Annotated in this window: 30 protein-coding genes, 1 pseudogene and 1 riboswitch; of the genes and pseudogenes, 18 read left to right on the forward strand and 13 right to left on the reverse strand. The window is 71.7% G+C overall.

Annotation, left to right across the window (positions count from 1 at the left end; translation table 11 throughout):
* The 11 genes and pseudogenes from GVV75_RS07910 to GVV75_RS10535 all read left to right on the forward strand — a co-directional run.
* Positions 1 to 403: hypothetical protein (locus GVV75_RS07910; protein ID WP_159814252.1), on the forward strand; the 403-nt coding region annotated here is incomplete at its 5' end.
* A 129-nt stretch (positions 404 to 532) separates the two neighbouring features.
* Entirely contained in the window at positions 533 to 1,342 is an 810-nt protein-coding gene (gene atpB / locus GVV75_RS07915) for a F0F1 ATP synthase subunit A (RefSeq protein WP_159626049.1), read from the forward strand.
* A 109-nt stretch (positions 1,343 to 1,451) separates the two neighbouring features.
* Positions 1,452 to 1,655: an ATP synthase F0 subunit C gene (gene atpE, locus GVV75_RS07920; RefSeq protein ID WP_073451362.1), complete on the forward strand. Its 204-nt coding sequence runs from the start codon at positions 1,452 to 1,454 to the stop codon at positions 1,653 to 1,655.
* 18 nt (positions 1,656 to 1,673) lie between these two features.
* Complete coding sequence (locus tag GVV75_RS07925) at positions 1,674 to 2,276, forward strand: F0F1 ATP synthase subunit B (RefSeq protein ID WP_159523981.1); 603 nt, start codon at positions 1,674 to 1,676, stop codon at positions 2,274 to 2,276.
* Positions 2,273 to 3,088, forward strand: a complete 816-nt coding sequence (locus tag GVV75_RS07930; RefSeq protein WP_159626053.1) for a F0F1 ATP synthase subunit delta — start codon at positions 2,273 to 2,275, stop codon at positions 3,086 to 3,088. The genes GVV75_RS07925 and GVV75_RS07930 overlap by 4 nt, the downstream gene beginning before the upstream one ends.
* Before the next feature lie 67 nt (positions 3,089 to 3,155).
* Positions 3,156 to 4,787 (forward strand): F0F1 ATP synthase subunit alpha, encoded by a 1,632-nt coding sequence (atpA, locus tag GVV75_RS07935; RefSeq protein ID WP_159523983.1) that lies wholly within the window; start codon positions 3,156 to 3,158, stop codon positions 4,785 to 4,787.
* Between the two features lie 3 nt (positions 4,788 to 4,790).
* On the forward strand, positions 4,791 to 5,735 hold the full coding sequence (locus GVV75_RS07940; protein WP_159814254.1) for a F0F1 ATP synthase subunit gamma: 945 nt from the start codon (positions 4,791 to 4,793) through the stop codon (positions 5,733 to 5,735).
* 91 nt (positions 5,736 to 5,826) lie between these two features.
* Positions 5,827 to 7,296: a F0F1 ATP synthase subunit beta gene (gene atpD / locus GVV75_RS07945; RefSeq protein ID WP_159523985.1), complete on the forward strand. Its 1,470-nt coding sequence runs from the start codon at positions 5,827 to 5,829 to the stop codon at positions 7,294 to 7,296.
* A gap of 5 nt (positions 7,297 to 7,301) precedes the next feature.
* Positions 7,302 to 7,661 (forward strand): F0F1 ATP synthase subunit epsilon, encoded by a 360-nt coding sequence (locus GVV75_RS07950; protein WP_159814256.1) that lies wholly within the window; start codon positions 7,302 to 7,304, stop codon positions 7,659 to 7,661.
* A 5-nt stretch (positions 7,662 to 7,666) separates the two neighbouring features.
* Positions 7,667 to 8,071, forward strand: coding sequence for a DUF2550 family protein (locus GVV75_RS07955; protein ID WP_159524013.1), 405 nt, complete (start codon positions 7,667 to 7,669; stop codon positions 8,069 to 8,071).
* Positions 8,072 to 8,320: 249 nt separating this feature from the next.
* Positions 8,321 to 9,017, forward strand: a pseudogene (locus GVV75_RS10535) (transposase); the annotation flags it as partial.
* Between the two features lie 40 nt (positions 9,018 to 9,057).
* Here GVV75_RS10535 and GVV75_RS07965 read toward each other — a convergent pair.
* Positions 9,058 to 10,401: a DUF418 domain-containing protein gene (locus GVV75_RS07965; RefSeq protein ID WP_159718096.1), complete on the reverse strand. Its 1,344-nt coding sequence runs from the start codon at positions 10,399 to 10,401 to the stop codon at positions 9,058 to 9,060.
* Positions 10,402 to 10,503: 102 nt separating this feature from the next.
* Positions 10,504 to 11,304, reverse strand: a complete 801-nt coding sequence (locus tag GVV75_RS07970; protein ID WP_159814260.1) for a class I SAM-dependent methyltransferase — start codon at positions 11,302 to 11,304, stop codon at positions 10,504 to 10,506.
* A 77-nt stretch (positions 11,305 to 11,381) separates the two neighbouring features.
* Between GVV75_RS07970 and nucS the strand changes: the two genes are divergently transcribed.
* Positions 11,382 to 12,077, forward strand: a complete 696-nt coding sequence (gene nucS, locus GVV75_RS07975) for an endonuclease NucS (RefSeq protein ID WP_159523989.1) — start codon at positions 11,382 to 11,384, stop codon at positions 12,075 to 12,077.
* A gap of 62 nt (positions 12,078 to 12,139) precedes the next feature.
* On the opposite strand, the gene GVV75_RS07980 is transcribed toward nucS, so the two are convergent.
* Positions 12,140 to 12,298: a hypothetical protein gene (locus GVV75_RS07980; protein WP_159814262.1), complete on the reverse strand. Its 159-nt coding sequence runs from the start codon at positions 12,296 to 12,298 to the stop codon at positions 12,140 to 12,142.
* A 33-nt stretch (positions 12,299 to 12,331) separates the two neighbouring features.
* Here GVV75_RS07980 and GVV75_RS10140 point away from each other — a divergent pair, with 33 nt between their 5' ends.
* A complete protein-coding gene (locus tag GVV75_RS10140) occupies positions 12,332 to 12,514 on the forward strand; it encodes a hypothetical protein (RefSeq protein WP_159523991.1) in 183 nt (60 codons plus the stop codon).
* 22 nt (positions 12,515 to 12,536) lie between these two features.
* On the forward strand, positions 12,537 to 13,769 hold the full coding sequence (locus GVV75_RS07990) for an N-acetylglucosamine-6-phosphate deacetylase (protein WP_159814264.1): 1,233 nt from the start codon (positions 12,537 to 12,539) through the stop codon (positions 13,767 to 13,769).
* Between the two features lie 205 nt (positions 13,770 to 13,974).
* Here the strand turns inward: GVV75_RS07990 and purU are convergent, their stop codons facing one another.
* The 9 genes from purU to rpmB all read right to left on the reverse strand — a co-directional run bounded on the left by purU (position 13,975) and on the right by rpmB (position 19,428).
* Complete coding sequence (gene purU / locus GVV75_RS07995) at positions 13,975 to 14,877, reverse strand: formyltetrahydrofolate deformylase (protein WP_159523993.1); 903 nt, start codon at positions 14,875 to 14,877, stop codon at positions 13,975 to 13,977.
* Positions 14,878 to 14,890: 13 nt separating this feature from the next.
* Positions 14,891 to 16,186: an APC family permease gene (locus tag GVV75_RS08000; RefSeq protein ID WP_236266108.1), complete on the reverse strand. Its 1,296-nt coding sequence runs from the start codon at positions 16,184 to 16,186 to the stop codon at positions 14,891 to 14,893.
* Positions 16,187 to 16,195: 9 nt separating this feature from the next.
* Positions 16,196 to 17,446 carry a glutathionylspermidine synthase family protein gene (locus GVV75_RS08005; protein ID WP_159814266.1) on the reverse strand — a complete coding sequence of 417 codons (1,251 nt, stop codon included), beginning with the start codon at positions 17,444 to 17,446 and terminating at the stop codon, positions 16,196 to 16,198.
* A complete protein-coding gene (locus GVV75_RS08010; RefSeq protein ID WP_159814268.1) occupies positions 17,447 to 17,872 on the reverse strand; it encodes a hypothetical protein in 426 nt (141 codons plus the stop codon).
* A 436-nt stretch (positions 17,873 to 18,308) separates the two neighbouring features.
* Positions 18,309 to 18,431 (reverse strand): type B 50S ribosomal protein L36, encoded by a 123-nt coding sequence (gene ykgO, locus GVV75_RS08015; RefSeq protein ID WP_003782012.1) that lies wholly within the window; start codon positions 18,429 to 18,431, stop codon positions 18,309 to 18,311.
* A 2-nt stretch (positions 18,432 to 18,433) separates the two neighbouring features.
* The gene (locus GVV75_RS08020) at positions 18,434 to 18,703 is read right to left on the reverse strand and encodes a type B 50S ribosomal protein L31 (RefSeq protein WP_159523996.1); all 270 of its coding nucleotides are present in this window, start codon (positions 18,701 to 18,703) and stop codon (positions 18,434 to 18,436) included.
* A gap of 13 nt (positions 18,704 to 18,716) precedes the next feature.
* The gene (gene rpsN / locus GVV75_RS08025) at positions 18,717 to 19,022 is read right to left on the reverse strand and encodes a 30S ribosomal protein S14 (protein ID WP_159814270.1); all 306 of its coding nucleotides are present in this window, start codon (positions 19,020 to 19,022) and stop codon (positions 18,717 to 18,719) included.
* A complete protein-coding gene (rpmG, locus tag GVV75_RS08030) occupies positions 19,022 to 19,192 on the reverse strand; it encodes a 50S ribosomal protein L33 (protein ID WP_159523998.1) in 171 nt (56 codons plus the stop codon). The genes rpsN and rpmG overlap by 1 nt, the downstream gene beginning before the upstream one ends.
* Positions 19,189 to 19,428 (reverse strand): 50S ribosomal protein L28, encoded by a 240-nt coding sequence (rpmB, locus tag GVV75_RS08035; RefSeq protein WP_073451341.1) that lies wholly within the window; start codon positions 19,426 to 19,428, stop codon positions 19,189 to 19,191. The genes rpmG and rpmB overlap by 4 nt, the downstream gene beginning before the upstream one ends.
* A 48-nt stretch (positions 19,429 to 19,476) precedes the next feature.
* Between rpmB and GVV75_RS08040 the strand changes: the two genes are divergently transcribed.
* The 3 genes from GVV75_RS08040 (at position 19,477) to GVV75_RS08050 (ending at position 24,012) form a co-directional block, all read left to right on the forward strand.
* The gene (locus GVV75_RS08040; protein ID WP_159814272.1) at positions 19,477 to 20,694 is read left to right on the forward strand and encodes a GTP-binding protein; all 1,218 of its coding nucleotides are present in this window, start codon (positions 19,477 to 19,479) and stop codon (positions 20,692 to 20,694) included.
* A gap of 945 nt (positions 20,695 to 21,639) precedes the next feature.
* Positions 21,640 to 21,726: riboswitch (ZMP/ZTP riboswitch) on the forward strand.
* A gap of 46 nt (positions 21,727 to 21,772) precedes the next feature.
* Entirely contained in the window at positions 21,773 to 23,083 is a 1,311-nt protein-coding gene (gene glyA, locus GVV75_RS08045) for a serine hydroxymethyltransferase (protein WP_159524585.1), read from the forward strand.
* The gene (locus tag GVV75_RS08050; protein ID WP_159814274.1) at positions 23,080 to 24,012 is read left to right on the forward strand and encodes a bifunctional methylenetetrahydrofolate dehydrogenase/methenyltetrahydrofolate cyclohydrolase; all 933 of its coding nucleotides are present in this window, start codon (positions 23,080 to 23,082) and stop codon (positions 24,010 to 24,012) included. Before glyA ends, GVV75_RS08050 begins: the two co-directional genes overlap by 4 nt.
* Positions 24,013 to 24,084: 72 nt before the next feature.
* Here GVV75_RS08050 and GVV75_RS08055 read toward each other — a convergent pair whose 3' ends face one another.
* Positions 24,085 to 24,411 carry an acylphosphatase gene (locus GVV75_RS08055; RefSeq protein WP_159524586.1) on the reverse strand — a complete coding sequence of 109 codons (327 nt, stop codon included), beginning with the start codon at positions 24,409 to 24,411 and terminating at the stop codon, positions 24,085 to 24,087.
* A 95-nt stretch (positions 24,412 to 24,506) separates the two neighbouring features.
* Here GVV75_RS08055 and GVV75_RS08060 point away from each other — a divergent pair, with 95 nt between their 5' ends.
* Positions 24,507 to 25,352 (forward strand): exodeoxyribonuclease III, encoded by an 846-nt coding sequence (locus GVV75_RS08060; RefSeq protein ID WP_159524587.1) that lies wholly within the window; start codon positions 24,507 to 24,509, stop codon positions 25,350 to 25,352.
* Positions 25,353 to 25,386: the final 34 nt, after the last annotated feature.

The raw sequence follows: 25,386 nt of genomic DNA on the forward strand, positions 1-25,386 counted from the left end.
CGCCGTCATCGGCACCGCGCTGGCCGCCGCCTGCCTCGCCGCCGGGGCGGCCAGTGGCGGCCGGGCCCTGGCCGGCGCGGCCTGGGGCGCTGGCGCGGGCCTGGTCTTGACCGTCATCACCGCCGTCGCCCTGCTCGTGCCGTGGCAGCGCTTCCCCCTCATGGCCCCGGCCGGCGTCATGCTCTCCTTCGCGGCCAAGATCGTCGTCATGGTGGCGGTGGTCCTGCTGGCCGGGCCCCACCGGGCGGGTTTCTCCCGCCCGTGGTTCCTCGCCTCCCTGGCGCTCATCCTCATCGTGGTGACCATCGTGGAGGTCGTGGCCCTGGCGAGAGGGCGGGCCCTGACCGTCGAGAGCCAGGGGGAGGCCGGGCCCGCGCCGCCGCGCCCCGCCAATGTGAGATGACAGTCGTCGCGCCGGGCAACGTGGAGTAGTGTTGTGGTGCGATGCCAGTGCTCGCCGCCCCGGGCGGACGGCACCGGCGTTTTCGCCCTGATCGATCGCACCGGACAGCCTTGAGGAGGCCATGTGCCAATGAGCGCAACTCTCGTGGCCAGCGCGCTCGCGCCCGCCTCGCGGGAGGGATTCGAGCCGCCGTCGATCTCCGACTTCTTCCCGGAGGCCTTCGCCTTCGTGGGAACGCCGTTCGAGATGAACCGCATCATGATGATCCGCCTCATCATGACCGGCGTCCTGGTCCTGTTCTTCGCGATCGGGGCCTCGCGGGCGCGCGTCGTGCCCGGGCGCTTCCAGGGCGCCTGCGAGACGCTCATCGACTTCGCCCGCGTCAACATCGCCGAGGAGATCATCGGCAAGCGCCGGGCCGCGCCCTACGTCCCGATCATCACCACGATCTTCCTGGGCGTGCTGTTCCTCAACATCTCCGGCGTCATCCCCGGGCTCAATATCGCCGCCACGAGCGTCATCGGCATGCCGATCGTCTTCGCCGTGGTTGCCTACATCGCCTTCACCTACGCGGGGATCAAGAGCCACGGCGTCCTCGGGTACATGCGCTCCCAGGTGCTCCCCGGGGGCGTGCCCAAGGCGCTGTGGATCCTCATCATCCCCATCGAGTTCTTCTCGAACCTCGTCATGCGGCCGGTGACCCTGACTATCCGACTCCTGGCCAACATGGTCTCGGGCCACTTCCTCCTGGCGCTGTGCTACGCGGCGACCAACGCCCTGTTCATCCACGCGGCTGGGGCGCTCAAGGGCCTGGGGGCGCTCACCTTCGGGGCCTCGATCGCCTTCGTCTTCTTCGAGCTCTTCGTCGCCGCCCTCCAGGCCTACATCTTCGCTCTGCTCACCGCCGTGTACATCGACTCATCGATTAACGCCCACTGATCGCTCCCGCAGCGATCCCCCACGCACTGACAACCCAATCATCAGCAAGCCACCCGGGCCCACCCGGGGACGACGAGAACCCTCGTTCAGACTCTCAAGGAGAAGCAACATGACCGGATCCATCGCCACCATCGGCTTCGGCCTGGCCACCCTCGGCCCCGGCATCGGCATCGGCATCCTCGTCGGCAAGACGCAGGAGGGCACCGCCCGCCAGCCCGAGGTCGCCGGCGCCCTGCGCACCAACATGTTCATCGGCGCGGCCCTTATCGAGGCCCTCGGTCTGCTGGGCTTCGCCGCGGGCTTCGCCTTCTGATCGGCGACGGTCATCCCCATGGCCCCCGTCATGATCACCACCCTCGCCGCGGCCTCGGAGACTGCGTCGGGGGAGGAGCACAGCCTCCTCCTGCCCCACACCTATGACCTGGTCTGGGGCACGATCTCCTTCGCCATCGTGGCGCTGGTGCTCATCAAGTACGCCCTGCCCCGCTTCACGAGGGTCCTCGACGAGCGCACCGCGCGCATCGAGGAGGGCCTCGCCTTCGCGGACAAGGCCAAGAAGGACCAGGCCGGCGCCGAGCAGCGCGCCGCCCGCCTCGTGGAGGAGGCGCGCCGCGAGGCCGCCTCCATCCGGGAGAAGGCCCAGGGCGAGGCCGCCGCCATCGTGGCCGCCGCCCGCGCCGAGGCCCAGGCAGAGGCGGGCAAGGCCCTTGACGCCGCCCAGCGCCAGATCCTCGCCGAGCGCCAGGCCGCCCAGATCTCGCTGCGCGCGGAGGTCGGCCTGCTGGCCTCCACTCTCGCCGAGCGGATCGTCGGCGAGCAGCTCAAGGACACCGAGTTGTCCAGCCGCGTCATCGATCGCTTCCTCGATGAGCTCGAGGCCGCCCCCGCGACCCCGGGCGTCGACGGCGGCGCCTCCGTGGAGGAGCTCCGGTGAACCAGGGCACATCCGCGACCCGCGCCGCCACCCGCGCCGCATGGACCCCCGTCCTGCGCGACGCGGGCGCCTACGGCCAGGAGCTGGGCCAGCAGATCCTGGCCATGGCCCACGAGATCGCCGCGCACCCCCTGCGCGGGCCGCTGACCGACCCCGGGCGGAGCGGTGAGGACAAGGCCGCACTCGCCTCCCGGCTCTTCTCCGGCCGCCTCGACGAGCGCGTGGTCGAACTCCTGCGCGGCATGGCGCGCGGGCGCTGGTCCAAGCCCGTGCACCTCATCTCCGCCCTGCATGACCTGGGCATTGAGGCGATCCTCGCCGGCGCCCACGCCGATGGCACCGTGGCGGACATCGAGCGGGAGGTCTTCGAGGCCTCGGAGATCATCGGCCAGGACCGCGAGTTGCGTGAGGCCCTGGAGCCCTCGCGCAGGGCCACCACCGAGCAGCGGGTGCGCCTGGCCGAGGAGGTCTTCGGCCGGCACCTGTCCGCGCCCGCCATGAGCCTGGTGCGCTGGTGCGTTCGCCACCACGCCGAGGGCGGCCCCCGGCGCAACCTGCGCCGCGTCGTCGAGCGCGCCGCGGCCCTCCAGCGCCGCACCATCGCCGACGTCGTCACCGCGGCCCCCATGACCAGCGCGCAGGAGGCCCGGCTGCTGGCCATCCTCACCAAGCGGCTCGGCACCGAGGTCGAGCTCAACACCTCGATCGACCCCGCGGTCATCGGCGGGGCGCGTATCGCCATCAAGAGCCACATCATCGACCACACGGTGCGCAGCGCCGTCGCTGACCTGCGCGCCCAGCTCGCGGGATGAGCCCCGCCTCCCACCACCGGGCGCAGGCCGCCCCCACCGACTCAATGCTTCGCAAAGGAGACCAAAGATGGCAGAGCTGACCATCAAGGCCGAGGAGATCCGCTCGGCGCTCAGTGATTTCGCGCGGGCCTACAAGCCCGCGGAGGTCGCCGCCGAGGAGGTCGGACACGTCATCTTCGCCGCCGACGGCATCGCCCACGTCGAGGGCCTGCCCGGCGTCATGGCCAACGAGCTGCTCACCTTTGAGGACGGCACCGCCGGACTGGCCATGAACCTCGACGAGCGCCAGATCGGCGTCGTCGTCCTGGGCGACTTCGCTGGCGTCGACGAGGGCCAGACCGTGCGCCGCACCGGCGAGGTCCTGTCCGTCCCCGTGGGCGACGCCTTCCTGGGCCGCGTCGTCGACCCGCTGGGCCGGCCCATCGACGGCCTGGGCGAGATCGCCTCCGAGGGGCGCCGCGCCCTGGAGCTCCAGGCCCCCGGCGTCATGGCCCGCAAGTCCGTTCACGAGCCGCTCCAGACGGGGCTGAAGGCCATCGACTCGATGATCCCCATCGGCCGCGGCCAGCGTCAGCTCATCATCGGCGACCGCAAGACCGGCAAGACCGCCATCGCCCTGGACACCATCCTCAACCAGAAGGACGCCTGGGAGACCGGCGACCCCGCCAAGCAGGTCCGCTGCATCTACGTGGCCACCGGGCAGAAGGGCTCGACCATCGCCGCCGTGCGCGCGGCCCTGGAGGAGCGCGGCGCGCTGGAGTACACGACCATCGTCGCCTCCCCGGCATCCGACCCCGCCGGCTTCAAGTACCTCTCCCCGTACACCGGCTCGGCCATCGGCCAGCACTGGATGTACGCCGGCAAGCACGTCCTCATCGTCTTCGACGACCTGTCCAAGCAGGCCGAGGCCTACCGCGCGGTCTCCCTCCTCCTGCGCCGCCCGCCGGGCCGCGAGGCCTACCCCGGCGACGTCTTCTACCTGCACTCGCGCCTGCTCGAGCGCTGCGCGAAGCTCTCCGACGACCTGGGCGCCGGCTCCATGACCGGCCTGCCGGTCATCGAGACCAAGGCCAACGACGTCTCGGCCTACATCCCCACCAACGTCATCTCCATTACCGACGGTCAGATCTTCCTTCAGTCCGACCTGTTCAACTCCGATCAGCGCCCCGCCGTCGACGTCGGGATCTCGGTGTCCCGAGTCGGCGGAGCGGCCCAGATCAAGGCGATGAAGAAGGTCGCCGGGACCCTCAAGATCACGCTGGCGCAGTACCGCTCCATGCAGGCCTTCGCCATGTTCGCCTCCGACCTGGACGCCACCACCCGCGCCCAGTTGACCCGCGGCGAGCGCCTCATGGAGTTGCTCAAGCAGCCCCAGTTCACCCCCTACCCCGTTGAGGAGCAGGTGGTGAGCGTGTGGACAGGCACCAACGGGTACCTCGACGACCTCGAGGTGGCCGATGTCCTGCCCTTCGAGGCGGCCCTCCTGGACCACCTGCGCCGCAACTCCACCGTCCTGGCGGCCATCCGAGACACCGGGCAGCTCTCCGAGGAGACCGAGGCCGCGCTGCGCGCCGCCGTCGAGTCCTTCCGCACCACCTACCTCTCCGGCGGGCGGATGCTCTCCGGCGAGGTCGCCGACGCCGAGGACGAGGTCGTCGCCGAGCGCACGAGCGAGCAGATCGTGCTCAAGAGGGGCTGACCCGTGGCAGGCAACCAGCGCGTCTACAAGCAGCGCATCCGGTCGACCCAGACCCTCCAGAAGGTGTTCCGGGCCATGGAGCTCATCGCCTCCTCCCGGATCGGCGCCGCGCGCCGCAGCGCCGCTGAGGCGGGGCCCTACGATCACGCGCTGAGCCAGGCCGTGGCCGCCGTCGGAACCTACTCCGGCCTGGACCATCCCATCACGCGCGAGCGCGAGGACACCGATCGGGTGGCCGTCGTCGTGGTCACCTCCGACCGCGGCATGGCCGGCGCCTACTCCGCCACCATCCTGCGCGAGTCCGAGCGGCTCATCGAGCACCTCGTGGAGGACGGCAAGGAGCCGATCCTGTTCACCTACGGGCGGCGCGCGCAGAACTACTTCGCCTTCCGCGGTCGCACCGTGGAGCACTCCTGGACGGGGGACTCCGACCGCCCCAGCGCCGAACACATCGAGGAGGTCGCCACCCGCCTCCTCGAGTACTTCCTCGCCCCCGCCGACTCCGGGGGAGTGGCTGAGGTCCACATCGTCTTCACCCGCTACGTCTCCATGGTCTCTCAGGTGCCGGAGGTCCGCCGGATGCTCCCGCTGACGGTCGTGGACCTGGGCGGTCCGGGGGAGATCAATCGCGAGGACATCGCCGCCACCCAGGCGGTCCAGCTCTCCGCCGTTAAGGGAACCCAGCCCCTCTACGAGTTCGTGCCCTCCACCTCCAAGGTGCTCGATGCGCTCCTGACCCGCTACGTGGGCTCGCGCATCCGCAACGCCCTGCTCCAGTCGGCGGCCTCCGAGCTGGCCAGCCGCCAGCAGGCCATGCACACGGCCACGGACAACGCCGAGGAGCTCATCACCACCTACACCCGGCTTGCCAATGCGGCCCGCCAGGCGGATATCACCCAGGAGATCTCCGAGATCGTCTCCGGCGCCGACTCCCTCGCCGCCGAATAGACCTCACCGACAACCCCGGCGGCCCCGCCGCCCGCAAGACCCGACTCAACGTCAATAGGCATCGACAGACTCAGACATGGAAGAGCGCATCATGGATGACACCACCACCCAGGCCGCCCCGGACACCACCGAGGCGGGCCCCGGCACCGGCCGCGTCACGCGGATCATCGGCGCCGTCGTCGACGTCGAGTTCCCACCGGACGCGATCCCCGCGATGTACAACGCCCTCAAGGTGACCATTCAGGCCACCAGCGAGGGCGAGGAGGCGCGCGAGATCACCCTCGAGGTCGCCCAGCACCTGGGGGACAACATCGTGCGGGCCATCTCCCTCAAGCCCACCGACGGGCTCGTGCGCGGCACCGAGGTCCGCGACACCGGCGCCCCCATCTCCGTGCCGGTCGGCGACGTCACCAAGGGCCATGTCTTCAACGTCACCGGCGAGGTCCTCAATCTCGCCGAGGGCGAGACCCTGGAGGTCACCGAGCGCTGGCCCATCCACCGCCAGCCCCCGACCTTCGAGCAGCTGGAGTCCAAGGAGCAGATGTTCGAGACCGGCATCAAGGTCATCGACCTGCTCACCCCCTACGTCCAGGGCGGCAAGATCGGCCTGTTCGGCGGCGCCGGCGTGGGCAAGACCGTCCTCATCCAGGAGATGATCCAGCGCGTGGCCCAGAACCACGGTGGTGTCTCCGTGTTCGCCGGCGTCGGTGAGCGCACCCGTGAGGGCAACGACCTCATCGTCGAGATGGAGGAGGCGGGCGTCTTCGACAAGACCGCCCTCGTGTTCGGCCAGATGGACGAGCCGCCGGGCACGCGCCTGCGCGTGGCGCTGTCCGCCCTGACGATGGCCGAGTACTTCCGCGACGTCCAGCACCAGGACGTGCTGCTGTTCATCGACAACATCTTCCGCTTCACCCAGGCCGGCTCCGAGGTCTCCACGCTGCTGGGCCGCATGCCCTCGGCCGTGGGCTACCAGCCGAACCTCGCCGATGAGATGGGCCTGCTCCAGGAGCGCATCACCTCGGCCGGCGGCCACTCCATCACCTCCCTGCAGGCCATCTACGTGCCCGCGGACGACTACACCGACCCCGCCCCGGCCACGACCTTCGCCCACCTTGACGCCACCACCGAGCTCAGCCGTGAGATCGCCTCGCGGGGCATCTACCCCGCGGTGGACCCGCTGGCCTCCTCCTCTCGCCTGCTGGCCCCCCAGTACGTGGGCCAGGAGCACTACGACGTCGCCACCCGAGTCAAGTCCATCCTGCAGAAGAACAAGGAGCTCCAGGACATCATCGCGATCCTCGGTGTCGACGAGCTGAGCGAGCAGGACAAGGTCACGGTGGCCCGCGCCCGGCGCATCGAGCAGTTCCTGAGCCAGAACACCTACATGGCGGAGAAGTTCACCGGCGTGCCCGGCTCCACTGTGCCCCTGGCCGAGACTGTCGAGGCCTTCAAGCGGATCTGCGACGGCGACTACGACTCCTACCCCGAGCAGGCGTTCTACAACATCGGCGGCATCGAGGACCTCGAGCGCCGGGCCGCCGAGCTCGCCGGGAAGTGAGCGCCATGGCGCCCGCAGTGCTCACGGTTGAGATCGTCTCCCGTAACGGGGGCACCGCCTGGGAGGGCGAGGCCTCCCAGGTCTCCGTGCCGCTCGACGACGGCGAGATGGGCATCCTGCCCGGGCACCAGCCGGTCCTGGCGCTGCTGGGCACCGGGACCGTCCGGCTGACAACCGTGCAGGGGGCGCCCGTCGAGGTGCCGGTCGCCAGGGGCTTCTGCTCCGTGGACCACAACATGATCACCGTGGCGGCCGATCTGGCGGGGGCGGAGATCGCCACCGCCGGGGCTGCCGGGGTCGGGGTCAGCTCGGCTGGCGCCGCCGGGGCCGGCGAGCCGAGCGGCACGACGATGAGCGCGGAGTGACGAGGATGGGGCAGGTGCTCATGGTCCTCGCGCTGGTGGCCCTGTCCGTCGTCGTCCCCCTCGTTATCTTCCTGACCCGGCTGCGCTCGATCGCCGGGCGCGTGGGCTCCTTCGAGTGCGCCCTGCAGCGGCCCGGGGGCATGACCTGGACCTCCGGGCTCGCGCTGTTCACCGATGACTCCCTGCGGTGGTACCGGCTCGTCTCGGTGTCCCCCCGGCCCGCCGCCCACTGGACCCGGGGGGCGATCGAGCTCGGCCAGGCCGTGAGGCGATTCGAGAACGGCAAGGTCCTTGAGGTCCCCTGCACCATCGCGGGCCAGCGCTATAAGCTGGCGATGCATGAGGCCTCCCACTCCGCCCTCGTCGCCTGGTTGGAGTCGGCGGCCCCCACCCAGCCCACCCTCCTCTAACCCCCCCCTATGAGCGAGACCGGTCGAAAATAGGAGCGAGACCGGTCGATCGGTGCTTTTCGCACTGAGTGGTGCCATTCGCACCCACTGGTGCGGGTAGCACGCACCGCTCGGTGCAAATGGCTCCGCTCGGTGCGAGTTGCGCGTGTCGGCGGTCGGCCCGGGGCGGCCCGGGCGTCGGGGGTGCCCTGGGGGCATGGCCGACGACGAGATACTGGCTTGAGGCACGCCGGGCGTTGATCAGTGGCTCCCTCGCGCTTTGACCGTGTCAGGGGCATCGGGGTCGACGAGCATGTGTGGCGCCACACGCGCAAGGGCGACAAGCGCGTCACCGCGGTCATCGACCCGCCCCCAGTGCGCGAGGGCATCGGAGAGCGGCACTCTAATATCGGCGAGCGCGCCCGGATCCGCCCCCTGTGCGCGAGAGCACCGGGGCCGGCCTACCTCCCCGACATGGTCCCACGGCCGCTCCAAGCAAGCGCTCACAACCTGGCCGTCGCCCCAGGCCTGGCCGGAGGGCATCGAGGCGATCGCCATGGAGGGCTTCACGGGGCTCAAGACCAACACCACCCAGCAGATGGCCGACGCTGCCCCCGTGCTGGGCCCCTTCCACGTGGCGCGGCTGGCTGGCCACGACCCAACCAGTGCCGCCAGCGCATCCAGCACAGCCGCGTGGCCACGACTGTCGGCCCAGCGTCCCCTGCGCAAGGCCCGCCCGATCCCGCGCCCCGACACCGACCTGATCACCCCCAGCCCCCGAAGCAAGCGGGTTGACACCCCTGCAACACCCCTTAATCAGAAGAGCCGGTTATCGGCTGGGCGAGCGTCTGGGGCGAGCAGCAGGGCCCCACCCAGTCCAGCGCCACGGGCCATTACGAGCCGGACACGGCGTCGAGAGGCCTGCCGCTGGGAGGAATCGCGGCAGTTGGACCGGTCTCGCTCGTGATTTCGACCGGTCTCGGTCCTGATATCGACCGGTCTCGCTCTTATTTTCGACCGGTCTCGGCGAGGGGGCGGGGGCGAGAGGGAGGGGGCGGGGTGCTGGGGGCCCGGGTGGCCCGCAGGGAGATGACATGCACAACGTGCTCCATCGGCCCGCGGACGAAGACGGCCAGCCAGGCCATCGCGAAGGCCGCCAGGACGCCCATCATGATCATCAGAGGCCTGTTCGTCTGGACGCTCGTGAGGTCGAAGGCCCAGATCGCCACGATATGCGCGCTGTAGATCGTCAGGGACATCGATCCCATGGCGGCCAGCGGCGCGAGCAGCCACCGCGCCCACGCCCCCGCCGAGGCCAGCAGGCTCAGCAGCGCGATGACGGCCACTGCCACCCCGCCGGAGCCCACGGCCTCGAAGAAGCTGTTCGTGTGCGGCTTGGCCGAGAGCAGCACCGGCCACTCGGAGGAGCCGCTGATCGCCTCGCCGTCGCCGCAGCTCGGCATCTCGACTTTGACGGCCCGGTCCGCCTCGGGCTCCGGGAGCCCATCGGAGCCGACGACGTCGGCGCCCCGGCTCGTGGGAACGGCGAGGTGGAAGGCGTCCGGCTCGTCGGCCCCCGCCGCGCGCGTGAGCACGTAGGCGCCGCCGTAGCCGAGCACCGCGCACAGCGCCCCGATCGCCGCGAGCCTGACCAGGCGCCGGGTCCCGCTGATCCCCATCCTCGCGAGCCCCATCCCCAAGAAGATGAAGGACATCCACACCGCGCCGGGGTAGGCGCCCGTGATGAACATGCCCAGGAGCGCCTCGGAGCCGTCGGAGGCGGCGGGCGAGGAAGCCAGGCCCAGCCGCGCCATCGCCAGCGGGAGCGCCTTGAGGACGAGCGGCCCGAGGGCGGCGGTGGCTGCCGCGGCGATGAGCAGCCTGCGGGCGCCCCAGTGGAGGACCGGCAGGGCCACTGCGAACCAGGCTGCGTAGTAGCCCAGGATGATCGCAACCCCGGTGGTGAAGGTGATGAGCGCCCCGGCGATCGCCATGAGCAGCACCGCGCGCACGAGGATCCGTAGCCGCGTGCGCAGGAGGCGCTCGCCCGTGTGGGGCGTCTCGCGCCCGGACATGATCCCGAGCGAGAACCCCGCGATGATCGCGAAGAGAACCGCGGAGCGGCCGTGCGCCAGGTTGAGCCAGCCCGGCAGCGTGTCGAGCCCGCAACTCGTTACGCCCACATGGGCCGCCGCCATGCCGAACAGCGCGACGCCCCGAGCGGCGTCGAGGCCGATGAGCCGGGTTTTCCCGGCCGTCCCGGTGAGGTACGGCCCCCGGCGCAGGCGCAGGCGCCAACTCGCCGGATCGGGGGCGGGGCCGGGCGGTGCCGCGGCGCTCGTGCTGGTCACTCGTGGGGCTCCTCAGGGTACGGCTAGCCATTGGTCAATGGTCAGATCATCACCCCATCGCGGGCTGCCGCGTGAATCGGCTCGTCAGCCGGGGCGACCGGCTCAGCGGCGGACGAAGGAGAGCAGGAGGAGGTCATCGCGCGCCGGTCCCGGCTCCAGGCCGATCCGCGCGGCCCGGGCACGCAGGCGCTCCGGGGTGAGGATCCGCCAGGAGGCGCGGGCCGTGCGCTCATCGATCACATCGCCCGCCGCCGTGCGGACTGTCCATCGCATGGTCCAGCGCATCGAGTCGCCGTCGGGATCGGCCCGGCCCTCCATGCCGTATCGCAGCCCGCCGACGGCGCTTAGCCCGAAGTCGGTCCACGGAACCTCGGTGGGCTCCAGCGGGCCCTGCAGGGAGATGACGACGACGCCGCCCGGGGCCAGGCGCTCGTCCGTGAAACTCCAGAACCTTTCCTCCTCCGCCTCGTCGAGGTGCCCGAGCACGTTGAGCGCGACGACCGCCCCGAGGCGGGAGGGCAGGAGGGGCGCGGCGTCGTCGAGAGTTCCGGGCAGCGCGGTCACGCGCCGCGCCAGGCCGGGAAGGGCGCAGATGGTGGCCATGAGCCCGGCCCGCATGGCCGGATGCGGCTCGACGGCGCACAGCGGGTGATCACCGAGGGCCGCGAGGCAGGGCAGGAGGGCCCCAGTGCCCGAGCCGAGGTCGAGGATCGGCAGCCCGGGCGGAGCGCCGTCGTCGCCGCGGAGGAGCTCTGTGAGCGCGGGGCCCATCGCCTCCACGTAGGGCTGGGCCAGCGCCGCGTAGATGTCGGCGTTGGCGCTGTAGAGGTCGCCGGGAGGGCCGGGAGGGCCGGGAGGGCCGGGAGCGTCAGGAGAGCCGGAGGGCTGCTCGGAAGGGATCACGGGGACTCCTCTCGCGTCGCGGCTGCCAGCGCGCAGTCTTGTCGTTAGCGACCGAGGCTACCCGCTAGGGTGGGCCGGTGCGCGTCGTCATCGCTTCCTGCTCCGTTGACTACTCCGGCCGCCTGTCCGCCCACCTGGACCGGGCCAACCGCCTCATCATGGTCAAGGCGGACGGCTCCGTGCTCGTCCACTGCGACGGCGGCTCCTACAAGCCGCTGAACTGGATGAGCCCGCCGGCGCGCCTGACCGAGTTGGAACCGGATGCGGAGGACCGCGAGGCCGGCGTCGTCGCCCTCTGGGAGGTCTCCTCCACCAAGACCGACGACCGCCTCGTCATCCGCATCCACGAGATCATCTCGGACGACTCGGTGGACCTGGGCCCCGAGCCGGGCCTGCTCAAGGACGGCGTCGAGGCCCACCTCCAGGAGCTCCTTGCCGAGCAGATCGAGGTCCTGGGCCCCGGCCACCGCCTCGTGCGCCGCGAGTACCCCACCGCCATCGGGCCGGTGGACATCATGGCCAAGGACTCCACGGGGGCGAGCGTCGCCGTCGAGATCAAGCGCGTGGGCGGGATCGACGGCGTCGAGCAGCTCACCCGCTACCTCGACCTCCTGGGGCGTGACCCCCTGCTCGCCCCCGTGCGCGGGGTCTTCGCCGCCCAGACCATCAAGCCCCAGGCGCGCGTGCTCGCCGAGGATCGGGGCATTCGCTGCGTCGTCCTGGACTACGACGCGATGCGCGGCATGGACGACGCCGAATCACGCCTCTTCTGACGGAGTCCCGCCATGACCGCTCGCGCTCCTCGCAAGGCTCCAGCGGGCCGGCCCCTGCCCCGTCAGGCCTCGCTGCTGCGGATCGTGGCGCAGGGGCTCGTGCCCTCCTGGCCCATGCGCGGCACCGTCCACGTCACGGCGGCGGCGGGGGAGTCGCCAGGGGAGAGGCCGGCCACCGCGCCGCCCTCGTCGAGATCGCCCGGCGCTACGCCACGAGTCACGGTCCGATAACCGCCGAGGGCCTCTCCCGCTGGATGACCTTGCCCAAGGGGGAGGCCGCCCGGGCGCTCGCGGACGCCGTCGAGATGACGAACGCGCGGGACTACGCGGCCGACCCGAGCGCGGGAGCCGTGCCGCTGGCCCGGGCGGTGGCCCAAGAAGGGGCCCGGGGGAGCCTGCGGCTGCTGGGCGCGGCCAGCGCGGTCGCGGTTGTCTGATGTCTGGGTCTATGCTGCGAGCATGAGCAGCGCTGCCACCGCCCTGCGCGGACGAGTCGTCACACCGGACGCCATCATCGACGACGGCCTCGTCGTCATCGCGGACCGCCATATCGCCTGGGTCGGGGAGGCCTCGGCGGCGCCTGGCGCGGGATTCGGCGAGGCGCTCCAGGGCGCCGAGGCGGCTCCCGAGGGCGGTTACCTCCTGCCCGGTCTCGTGGACGTCCACTGCCACGGCGGGGGCGGCGAGTCCTTCCCCAACGCCACCGCCCCCGAGCAGGCGATGGTCTCCATCCTGGAGCACCGCCGCCACGGCACCACCTCCCTCGTGGCCTCCTGCGTGACGGCGGCCGCCGATGTCTTGAGGGAGCGCACCGCGGTCCTGGCCGAGTTGTGCGACGCCGGCGAGCTCGCCGGCATCCACTTCGAGGGGCCGTTCGTCTCCGTGGAGCGCTGCGGCGCCCAGGACCCGACCTACATCGTCGACCCCGATGCCCCGCTCACCCGCGAGCTCATCGAGCTGGGGCGCGGTCACGTGGTCACGATGACGATCGCCCCGGAGAAGCCCGGCATCACCGGCGACGAGGGCGTCAACGCCGCGCTCATCGAGGGAGGCGCCCTGCCCTCCTTCGGGCACACCGACTCCGGCGCCGCTCCCGTGCGGGCCGCCCTGGCCGATGCCGCCGAGCGCATCGCGGCGCGCCTGGGGGCCGGAGCGCCGATCCGCTCGCCGCGCTCGACGGCGACGCACCTGTTCAACGGCATGCGCCCCATGCACCATCGCGCCCCGGGGCCGGTGCCGGAGTTCCTGGCCGCCGCCCAGCGGGGCGAGTGCGTCCTGGAGATGATCGGCGACGGCGTCCACCTCGATCCGGCGATCGTGCTCGACATGTTCGAGACGCTGGGGCGGGACAACGTCGTCCTCATCACCGATGCGATGGCCGCGGCCGGCATGCCCGATGGCGAGTACGCCCTCGGCCCCCAGGCGGTCACCGTCTCCGGGGGCGTCGCCCGGCTCACCGGCAAGGACGCGATCGCCGGCGGGACGGCGCATCTGATCGACGTCGTGCGCACCACCTGGCGCGGCGGCGTCCCGCTCGTGGACGCCGTGTACGCCGCCTCCGTCCAGGGCGCGACGATCCTCGGGGACGCCAGTATCGGCGCGCTGCGCCCGGGCCTATGGGCCGACGTGCTGGTCACCGACGCCGAGCTTGCCCCCGTGCGGGTCCTGCGCCGGGGCGCCGACGTCCTCTGATCGAGACCGGTCGAAATCACGAGCGAGACCGGTCGTTGTCAGGACCGAGACCGGTCGAAATGACGGTCGAGACCGGTCGTTGCCAGGATCGAGACCGGTGTCAGGGCCGAGACCGGTCCGGGAACCGGTCTCGGTCCTATTTTCGACCGGTCTCGCTCTTATTTTCGACCGGTCTCGCTTCGGGAGGCGCTCGCGGTCAGGCGGGTCAGGGGAAGACGACGGTCCGGTTGCCGTTGAGGAGGACGCGGTGCTCGGCGTGCCACTTAACGGCCTGCGCCAGCACCCGGCGCTCGACGTCCTGGCCCTTGCGCTGAAGCGCCACGGGGGAGTCAGCGTGCGAGGCACGCGTGACGTCCTGCTCGATGATCGGCCCCTCGTCCAGGTCCGCCGTCACGTAGTGGGCGGTGGCGCCGATGAGCTTGACGCCGCGCGCGTGAGCCTGGTGGTAGGGCTTGGCGCCCTTGAAGGACGGCAGGAAGGAGTGGTGGATGTTGATGACGTTGCCGCGCAGCCGCTCACACAGGGACTCCGAAAGGATCTGCATGTAGCGCGCCAGCACCACGAGTTCCACGCCGAGCTCGTCCACGAGCCCCAGCAGTTCGGCCTCCGCCTCCGCCTTGGTCTCCTTGGTGACCGGGATGCAGCGGAAGGGGACCCCGTAGAACTCGGCGACGGGCCGCAGGTCCTCATGGTTGCCCACCACGCCCACGACGTCGATCGGCAGGCCCTGGCTGCGAGCGCGGAAGAGCAGGTCGGTCAGGCAGTGGGCGTCCTTGCTCACCATGATGAGCGTGCGCAGGGGGCGATCCACCTCGCCCAGCTCCCATCGCATCGAGTAGGTGCTGGCGAGTTCGGCGAGGTCGGCCTCCAACTCCGAGCGGGGCACGCGGGTGAGCACTGTCACGCGCATGAAGAACAGGCCGGTCTCCTCATCGCCGAACTGGGAGGACTCGGTGATGTTCCCACCGCGCCGGGCCAGCGCCCCCGTGACCGCGTGGACGATCCCGGGCCGGTCCGGGCAGGACAGGGTGAGGACGAGATGGGCGGTGGGGGAGGGCTCCGACGGCGTGGCGGGAGCCGTCGCGGGCGTGGTGGCGGGAGCAGTCATGGGCGCAGCCTACCTAGCCCCGCCGCGCCCCCGATTCGGGACCGCCGTAGCGCAGCGCCCCCGCCACCCCCAGCGCGCTCAGCCCGACGACGATGAGCCCCACCCCGCCGACGCCGCCGACCGCCGTCGCCCCGTAAGCCGGATCGAGCATCTGGATCGCCACCGCCGTCGTGATGACCACCATGAGCGCGACCGCCGCGACCTGGGCCCACCGCTCGCGCTGGGAGCGGGCGCGCAGCGCCGCGATGAGCGAGCTCGCGGTGAAGTACAGTCCCACGAGCACGCTGAGCGCGTCGACCGTGTCCGTGAAGAGCCCCTCGGAGATGAGCAGCAGGCCCGCCCAGGCCACTGAGGCGGTCGTGACCACCGCCGTCGCCCAAGAGGTCCGCCGCAGGAGGCCCGCCCAGGAGGGGATCTGGCCGGCGTCGGCCATCGCCTCGATCCCGCGCGCCGTGGGCACGAGCGTGGAGCCCAGGCTCATGATCGCTGAGGAGACTACCGCGATGCGCACCACCAGATGGCCCGTGACGGGGGTGGGGTCGACGGCGCTGTACGCCGTCCCGCCGACGGCGAAGAACCCGATGAGCCCCACCACGGTCAGCGCGGTCACCCGCTGCGGCGCCCCAGCGCTCGTGACCTCGGTGAGCGCGAAGATCGCGTCGAAGCCCCAGTAGGCGAAGACGGCCAGCAGCACCGCGTGGAACCAGTCAAGGGGAGAGCCGGCCATGGGCGCCAGCCGCACCCCGCCCCCGGCCACGAGCCCGGCGCAGACGATCGTCGCCCCCACGCCCGCGACGATCGCCAGGTACTGCAAGGCCGCCATGAGCCGCAGCTCGTAGAGGTCGATGAGCGCGGCGACGCCGGTGAGCGCCGCCGCCAGGCCGGCCTTGAGCGCCGCTGGGGCGGAGGGGATGAGCAGGTCGGCGGCCACGTGGGCCATCCCGGAGGTGGCGATGATGCCGGTGGAGGCCAGGCAGAAGCCCGCGAGCCAACCGGTGCGCGGCAGGCGGTGCCGCACCCAGGCGTAGACGCTGCCCTTATGCGGGTCGCGGCGGTCGTTGGCGCTCATCCCGGCGGCCACGAGGGCGGCGGGGATCGCCGCGAGCAGGTAGACGACGGCGGTGCCCGAGCCGACCAGCGCGGCGATGAGCGGCGCGGTCACCATGATCGAGTACCACGGGGCCGTGGCGGACAGGGCGAGCGCGGTTCCCTGGGCGGTGGTCAGCCGCGGGGCGCTTGCCCCGGGCCTCCGGGGCCGTTCCTTGCGTCGCCCCCGAGGGGGCGCCGTCGTCGATCCGGGCGCCACCATCCCCGGCGCCTAGAGCCGGATCCGATTGGGCACGAACCGGCAGTAGTAGTCCGTGATGGGCCCATCGGACTCGCGGATGCCCAGGCCGTAGCACTCGTCGCCGACCATCCAGGTGCCCAGGACGGGGCGGTTGTGGAGGTGGTCGGAGCCGGTGAAGTCGGGCAGCGCGCAGAACTCCTGGATGACGTACCCCTCCACGCCCCAGCCGCCGGGTTGGACGATGTGCCGGCCCTCCCCATGCAACTCGATGTTCGCGCCCTCGCGGGCGTGAAGAGGCTTGATGACGTACTCGCTCATGCCCATGGTGTCATGGCGGGCGCGGGCCTCGTCGGGGTACATGTAGGTGGGGATGAGGTTGGGGTGGTTCGGGTAGAGGTGCCACAGCGCCGCCGACAGCGCCTTGGTGGACAGGAACATCGTCCAGGCGGGCTGGAACCAGTGGTCCGGCTTGAGCGCGCAGATCGCGGGGCCGAACTCCTCGAACATCATCTCCTCCCACGGGTAGAGCTTGAAGATGGCCTCGAGATGGCGGTTCTCCCCGTCGGTGAAGCGGGCGGCCTCCCGATCCAGCCCGAGCTGCTTCATCTCCACGAGCATGCCGGTCAGGCCCGCCTGCGTGGCGGTGTCCATGAGGTAACTCGTGGTCATGAGGTCCTCGCCGGAGTCGTCGGCGTCGGTGTAGGCGAAGTGGTACATGTGGGGGCGCAGGCCGTGAAGTCCGCCGAGGCGCTCATCGATGCGCCCCCACTGGGCGATGAGCTCCTCGTGGATGCCGTTCCACTGGTCGATGCCCGTCAGGCCCGCCTTCAGGTGGACGTCCTCGTGCCAGTACCACTGGATGAGGGCGGCTTCCACCAGCCCGGTGGGGGTGTCCGCGTTGTACTCCAGCATCTTCGGCGGGCGCCCGTCATTGCCTGAGTAGATGAGGTCGAAGCGCGAGTAGAGCGAGGGGTCATCGCGGTCGAGGGAGACCGTGGCGTACTCGATGGCCTCCCTCGGGATGCCCAGGTTGAAGGGGGAGCCGGGCTTGAGGGATTCCTCGGCGAGGAAGCCGGCCGCGTCCTTGGCCATCATGTGGAGGCTCTCGCTGGTGCGCTCCAGGAGGTTGACCTCGTCCATGGTGAGCTCGTAGCAGGCGAACTCATTCCAGTAGTTGGTGATGATCCCCGTGGCGGGGTCGGTGGTCTCGGAGAAGACGAGGCCCTGGCGGGCGATGGTGTCGCGCCAGCCGGGGCGCGGTGAGCATGGGACGCGCAGCATTCAGGACCCCGATCCGCCCTTGGAGCCGGAGCCGAAGCCCCCGTGACTGGTCCCCGAGCCCCGCGAGTAGGAGCCCCCCGAGCGCTTGGAGGTGGTGACCTTCCTGCTCGACGACGGCTTGGAGCCGTCGTACCCCGAGGGCACTGCCTCGCCGACCCCCGGGGCCCTGACCGAGGAGCCGCGCGAGATCGGCGCGTAGACCCAGTGGGGTCTCCTCGAGCGGTCGCTCCCGCTGTCGGAGCACTTCTCGTCCTCGATGCGCTGACCCGTGGCGGGGTCCTTGCAGACCTTGACGTAGTCGGCGTCGGTGTTGCCGTCGTCGGACTTCTCGGGGGCGCAGCCATGCATCCCCCCGATCCACAGCGCCGCCGCCGCGGCTGTGACGGCGGATACGACGACTCTTCGGCCTCGGCCCCTGGCGTGCATCGCTCTTCCTTCCCGCGCCGCGCCGGGCAGGGGCGCCGTACCGGGCAGGGGCGCGGCGCCGATGGGCGCGGTCGCCAGCCTAGGGCCGCCGGGCGCCGTCGACAACGGCTGTTCCACGGCAGCGCTCCCCATCGTCTCGCATCGTCCCCATCGCCCCGCCCGCGGGGGCGCCCCGCTGGGCGCCGCGCCTCATCTGCTACTCCAACCCGCCCTCCATGCGCGGGGGGCGGGCGGCTCGGCCCGCGGCGTGGCTGGGCTGGCGCCGGACGGGACCCGACCCGCCTCCGCGCGGGGGGAGCGCCCGGTCTCGCTCGTGATTTCGACCGGTCTCGCGCGACCCGCCCCCCGCGCGGGGGCGCCCCGCGCCGGTCGGGGTGGGCGCGGGGCGCTAGGGAGTGGGGAGGAGGGCTCCCGGGCGGGAGTCGTCGTGGGAGGCTCAGCCCTGGCGGGCCTTGAGGCGCGGGTTCTTCTTGTTGATGACGTAGGTGTGGCCGCGGCGGCGCACCACCTTCGAGCCCGGCTGCTTGGCCAGGGAGCGGATCGAGGCGCGGACCTTCATGCTCAGGCCTCCTTCTTCGTGGGGCGGGTGCGCTTGCCGTAGCGGCGCTCGAACTTCTCCACGCGGCCGGCCGTATCCAGGATGCGGCCCTTGCCGGTCCAGAACGGGTGGGAGGCGCTGGAGACCTCGACGTCGACGACGGGGTAGGTATTGCCGTCCTCCCACTCGATGGTCTCGGCGGAGGTCATGGTCGAGCGGGTCAGGAAGGCGAAGTCCGCGCTCTTGTCGCGGAAGACGATGGGATGGTAATCGGGGTGGATTCCAGGTCTCATGATGTGCTCCTTGTCACCAGGACGACTTGACGATGCCGGGCAGCTCGCCGCGCGAGGCCATCTCGCGGAAGCGCACGCGCGAGGTCCCGGTGACGCGCAGGTAGCCGCGCGGGCGCCCGTCGACGGCGTCCCGGTTGCGCACTCGCGTGGGGGAGGCGTCGCGGGGCAGGGCGTGCAGCGCGGCCATGGCGGCCTCGCGCTCGGCGGTGCTCAGATGCGGGTTGACGCTGGCTTTCTTGAGCTCAGCGCGGCGCTCGGCGTAGCGGGCGACGACGGCGCGGCGGCGCTTGTCCGCGGCGATCTTGGAGTTCTTGGCCATCAGCGGGACTCCTTGAACTCGACGTGGCGGCGCACCACGGGGTCGAACTTGCGCAGCACGAGGCGGTCGGGGGTGTTGCGGCGGTTCTTGCGGGTGACGTAGGTGAAGCCCGTGCCCGCGGTGGACACCATCTTGATGATGGGGCGCAGGTCCTTGGCGGTCTTGCTCATCGCAGCTTCTCCCCTCGGGCGAGCATGTCGGCCACGACGGCGTCGATGCCCTTCTTATCGATGGTCTTGATCCCGCGCGCGCTCACGGTCAGCGTGATGGTGCGCCCGAGCGAGGGCGCCCAGTAGCGCTTGCGCTGGAGGTTGGGGTCCCAGCGCCGGTTCGTGCGGCGGTGGGAGTGGGAGACGGACTTGCCGAAGACCGGCCGGGCTCCCGTGACTTGGCAGTAGGTGGTCATGGGTGCAGTATTGGGATTGAATCTCATTACCGTCAAGTTGGAGCCCTCATGACTCTCGACTCATCCCGGCCGGGGGCGGACCGGCCCTCCTCCCGCGGCCCCCACGCGGGCGCCGGCCATCGGATCGCCCTCATCAGCGCCGTCGATCCCGCTCTGCTGGACCTGGCGGCCCTCAGCCTCCACGGCGAGGACGCCCTCGTCATCGCCGCCACGATCCACCCCGATCAGGGAGACAACGGCGTCATCAGACTGTCCTCGACCGGCTCGCAGGCCCCCGACGGCGAGTCCTCCCCGGCGCTCGCCGAGCCCGCCGTGCTCGACGTCGACATGCCCACGTCCTGCCCCACCTGCTCCCTGCGCGAAGTGCTCCTCGCCGTGGCCGAGGACCGCGCCGACGACGAGCCGAACGGTGTCACCGTCATCCTCCTGCCCCCGGCGATCGAGATCGTCCACCTCGTGCCGCGCCTGGCGGAGGAGCTTGAGTCGGTTGCGGGCGTCGCGCTCGCGGGTGTCGCCCACGCGGTTCTCACCGCCACCGCCGTCGACGAGATCCTCACCCACATCCCGCTGGCTGACCGAGGCCTGGCTTGGGGCGAGGGCGACCCCCGCTGCACCGGCGAGGTCCACATGCTGGGGCTCGGCTACGCCGACGTCATCATCGCGGTGGGGGAGGAGGGTGCGGGCGCGGACCTCGTCGAGCACCTGCGCGCCCACGACGCGCTCCTCCTACCCGGATTCGACGCGCCGGTCCTCGACGCCCTCCTGTCGGTGCGCCATGACGCTCGCGCCGCCGTCGCCCGGGTCCACCCCGCCTCCACCCGCGCCTGGGGAGGGCCGGTGGAGCACGGCGTGCGCACTCTCGATCTGGCCTCCGACCGGCCCTTCCATCCCGAGCGGCTGCGCGAGCTCGTCGCCGACCTCGCCGGGGCGGGCATGTGTGCGCGCGGCTGCTTCTGGCTGCCCAGCCGACCCGGGCGCGTCTGCGCATGGGAGGTCGCCGGCGGTGCCGTCACCGTTGGTGACGCCGGCAGCTGGGACGAGGCGCCCGCCCCCTGGGGTGAGGAGGAGGCGCCGAAGGCGGGAGCGGGCGGGCTTGTCGGCCCGCGCTGCCACCTGGTGGTCACCGGCATCGCCGACGACGCCGCCTGCGAGCGCGTGCGCGAGGCCTTCTCCCGCATCCTGCTCCGGCCCGACGAGTTCGTGACGGCCCTGGCCTGGAGCGGCCCCGACGGCGATGCCATGGACGACTGGTTCGGCGGCGACTGAGGGGCGCGGGTGCGGCGGGGCGGCGGGGCAGTGGGGCAGTGGGGCGGCGGGTGCCGCTCGCACTGAGAGGTGCGGCTGGCACTGGGAGGTGCGGTTTGCGCCCACTGGTGCGGGCAGGACGCTCCACTCGGTGGAAATCGCACCGCTCGGGGCAGGAAGCGCCCGCCGTGCCGCCGCCCGCCGTGCCGCCACCCGCTACCCGCCGTGCCGCCGCTTCCTCGGCGTCGTCGCGCGCTGGCGGGTGCGGTTTGCACCCACTGGTGCGGGCAGGACGCTCCACTCGGTGGAAATCGCACCGCTCGGGGTGGATGGCACCGCTCGGGGTTGGGGGCGCCGGTCGATCGCCGTGCCGCCGCTTCCCACCTGCCGTTTCCTCGGTGTCGTCGCGCGCTGGCGGGTGCGGTTTGCACTGGGAGGTGCGGTTTGCGCCCACTGGTGCGGGCAGGACGCACCACTCGGTGGAAATCGCACCGCTCGGGGTGGATGGCACCGCTCGGGGTTGGGGGCGCCGGTCGATCGCCGTGCGCTGGCGGGTGCGGTTTGCACTGGGAGGTGCGGTTTGCACCCACTGGTGCGGGCAGGACGCACCACTCGGTGGAAATCGCACCGCTCGGGGTAGGAAGCGCCGGTCGACTGGCGTGCCGCCACCCGCTACCCGCCGCCCGCCGTGCCGCCGCTTCTTCGGCGTCGTCGCGCGCTGGCGGGTGCGGCTGGCACTGAGAGGTGCGGCTGGCACTGAGAGGTGCGGTTTGCGCCCACTGGTGCGGGCAGGACGCTCCACTCGGTGGAAATCGCACCACTCGGGGCAGGAGGCGCCAGTCGGGGTGGATGGCACCACTCGGGGTAGGAGGCGCCCACCGCCCACCGCCCACCGCCCGCCACCCGCCGCGCCGTCGCCCGCTACCCGCCGCGCCGCCGCCCGCCGCGCCGCCGGGCGCGATAGGGTATGGCCGTCGCGACTGGCGCCGGGTGGATCACCACCGGGGAGCGGCATGACACGCAGATCCGGGGTCGCCCGCCTGGGCCGCGGATCGCCCGCCGCGGCGCGCACGCGCGCCCGAGTACCCGCAGGAGAAGCATGACCGCCCCAGCCACCGTCTCCCTCAACAACCTCCCCCTGGCCGAGCTCGACCCCGAGATCGCCGCCGTCCTGGACGGCGAGCTCGACCGCCAGCGCGGAACGCTCGAGATGATCGCCTCTGAGAACTTTGTGCCCCGCGCTGTCCTCCAGGCTCAGGGCAGTGTGCTCACCAACAAGTACGCCGAGGGCTACCCCGGCAAGCGCTACTACGGTGGCTGCGAGGTCGTCGACGTCGCCGAGCAGCTCGCCATCGACCGCGCCAAGGCCGTCTTCAGCGCCGAGTACGTCAACGTCCAGCCTCACGCCGGGGCCCAGGCCAACGCCGCCGTCCTCCACGCCCTGGCCGACTCCGGCGACACCATCCTCGGCCTGTCCCTCGCCCACGGCGGGCATCTCACCCACGGCATGCGGATCAACTTCTCCGGGAAGAACTACCACGCCACCGCCTACGGCGTCGATGAGACCACCCACCGCATCGAGATGGAGCAGGTGCGCGAGACCGCCTTGCGCGAGCGCCCCCGCGTCATCATCGCCGGCTGGTCCGCCTACCCCCGCCACCTGGACTTCGACGCCTTCCGCTCCATCGCCGACGAGGTCGGCGCCGCGCTGTGGACCGACATGGCGCACTTCGCCGGGCTCGTCGCGGCAGGACTGCACCCCAGCCCCCTGCCCGCCTCCGACGTCGTGTCCACCACCGTCCACAAGACCCTCGGCGGGCCGCGCTCGGGCATGATCCTGTCCAACCGCGCCGAGCAGTGGGGCAAGAAGCTCAACTCTGCCGTCTTCCCAGGCCAGCAGGGCGGGCCCCTCATGCACGCGATCGCAGCCAAGGCCATCGCCATGAAGATCGCCGGGACCCCGGAGTTCGCGGACCGGCAGGCTCGCACGCTCGCCGGGGCCCGGATCCTCGCCGAGCGCCTCCTGGCCGACGACGTGCGCGGCGCGGGCATCAGCCTGGTGACCGGCGGCACCGATGTCCACCTCGTCCTGGTGGACCTGCGCGACTCCGCCCTCGACGGCCAGCAGGCCGAGGACCTCCTCCACGCCGCGGGGATCACTGTCAACCGCAACGCCGTGCCCTTCGACCCCCGCCCCCCGCGCGTCACCTCCGGACTGCGCATCGGCACCCCGGCCCTGGCCACTCGCGGCTTCGGTGAGGCCGAGTTCACCGAGGTCGCCGAGATCATCGCCACCGCGCTGACCGCGGGCGCCGCCGGCAACGCCACCGAGGACCTGCTCACGGGCCTGCGCTCGCGGGTGACGGCCCTGACCGACGCCTTCCCGCTCTACCCGGGCCTGGTCCAGTGAGGGCCCCCTGGGAGGGCGCCGCCCGCGTCCTGGACGGCAAGGCCTCCGCCGCCGCCATCAAGGCCGAGCTCACCGAGCGGGTGGCGGCACTGCGGGCGCGCGGCGTCGTGCCCGGGTTGGGCACGGTGCTCGTCGGCGAGGACCCGGGCAGCGTCAAGTACGTGGCCGGCAAGCACTCGGACTGCCGCGAGGTCGGCATCGAGTCCATTCGCGCGGACCTGCCTGCCACCGCCACCCAGGGGGAGATCGAGGCCGCGATCGATCGCCTCAACGCCGATCCCGCCTGCACCGGCTACATCGTCCAGCTGCCGCTGCCGCGCGGCGTCGACACCAACGCCATCCTGGAGCGCATCGACCCCGACAAGGACGCTGACGGACTCCACCCCACGAACCTCGGCCGACTCGTCCTGCGCGGCGCCGGGCCCATCGACTCGCCGCTGCCGTGCACGCCGCGCGGCTGCATCGAGCTCATGGCCCGCCATGGCATCGACCTAGCCGGCAAGGACGTGTGCGTCGTCGGCCGCGGCGTCACCGTGGGGCGCACCATCGGCCTCCTGCTGGCCCGCAAGGACGTCAACGCCACGGTGGACGTGTGCCACACGGGCACCGCCGACCTCGCCGCGCATGTGCGCCGCGCGGATGTCGTCATCTCCGCGGCCGGCTCGGCCGGGATCATCACTCCTGCGATGGTGGCCCCGGGCGCCGTCGTGCTCGACGTGGGCGTCTCGCGCGTGGTGGACCCCGTCACCGGCAAGGGCCGGATCGTCGGGGACGTGGCCGACGGCGTCGACCAGGTGGCCTCCTGGCTCTCCCCGAACCCCGGGGGAGTGGGGCCGATGACCCGCGCCCTCCTGCTGGCCAACGTCGTGGAGGCCGCCGAGCGCGCCGCCGAGCGCGCCGCTGAGCGCGCCGCCCACGTGACCCCCTGACCGAGACCGGTCGAAAATAGGGGCGAGACCGGTCCGTGAACCGGTCTCGCTCTTGTTTTCGACCGGTCTCGGTCAGTTGCCCATGACGAAGGCCCGCTTCCTCAGGCTCCCGGGCTCCAGGTCCGTGATGACGACGGCGCTCACCGAGGCCCAGCGCGGGCCGCGGTAGAGCCAGGCGATGAGGCGCGCCACGTCGTCGGCGGGGCCTTGCGCGAGAACCTCCACATCGCCATCGGGCAGGTTGCGCACCTCGCCCACCAGGCCCAGGCGCTCGCCCTCCTCCATGCAGGACCAGCGGAAGCCGACCCCCTGGACCCTTCCTGATACCAGGGCGTGGATCGTGCGCCCTCGTGCCGCCGCCCGCGCGCTGGCGCCGCCGTCGCGGCCGATGCTCCTCATGCCCCCATTGTGACAGGTGGCACTTGGAATCGCCGCTCGGCTCCGCCGGGTGTGGCCCCGCTTCGAGCGCATCCCGGCCGCGTACGCTGGGCGGCATGCGAATCGCCACCGTCAACGTCAACGGCATCCGGGCCGCCGCCCGCAAGGGCATGGGGGACTGGCTCGCCACCGCCGCGCCCGATGTCCTCCTCCTGCAGGAGGTGCGCGCCGACCCCGAGATCGCCGCCCCGCTCCTCCCCGGTTACGAGCCCATCGTCTGGCCCTGCCGCATCAAGGGGCGCGCGGGAGTCGCCGTCGCCGTGCGCGAGGGCAGCGGCATCACGGTGGGGCGGACCCGCCTGGGCGTGGCCGCGCCCGGGAGCGACGAGCCCGATGTCGACTCCGGCCGCTGGTTGGAGGCTGACCTCGCCCTGCCCGGCGCCGCTCCGGGCGCCCCCAGCGTCCTCACCGTCATCTCCGCCTACCTGCACTCCGGCCAGATAGGCACGGAGAAGATGGACCAGAAGTACGCCCACCTCGACCTGGTTGACGCCCGCATGGCGGCGCTGCTGGCCGAGTCGGAGGCATCCGACGGCGCCCGTGAGATCCTCATGGCCGGCGACCTCAACGTGGTGCGCTCCGAGCGGGACATCAAGAACTGGAAGCCCAACCACAACAAGGTCGCCGGCGTCCTCGACGAGGAGATCGCCCACTTGGAATCCTGGTTTGACGCTGGATGGGTGGACGCCTCCCGCCACCTCCACCCCGACGCCCAGGGCCCCTACACGTGGTGGTCCCAGCGCGGTAAGGCCTTCGACAACAACGTCGGCTGGCGCCTCGACTACCACGTCATCACCCCCGGCCTGGCCGAGCGCGCCGAGAGTCTGCGCGTGGACCGCGCCGAGGACTACCAGGGTCGCTGGTCCGATCACGCCCCGCTCGTCGTCGACTACCGGCTGTAGCTGGGGCGCGGCTCCAGGTAGAGCGAAACCGGGT

It is taken from the genome of Actinomyces sp. zg328, assembly GCF_009829635.1.
GTDB classification, from domain to species: domain Bacteria; phylum Actinomycetota; class Actinomycetes; order Actinomycetales; family Actinomycetaceae; genus Actinomyces; species Actinomyces marmotae.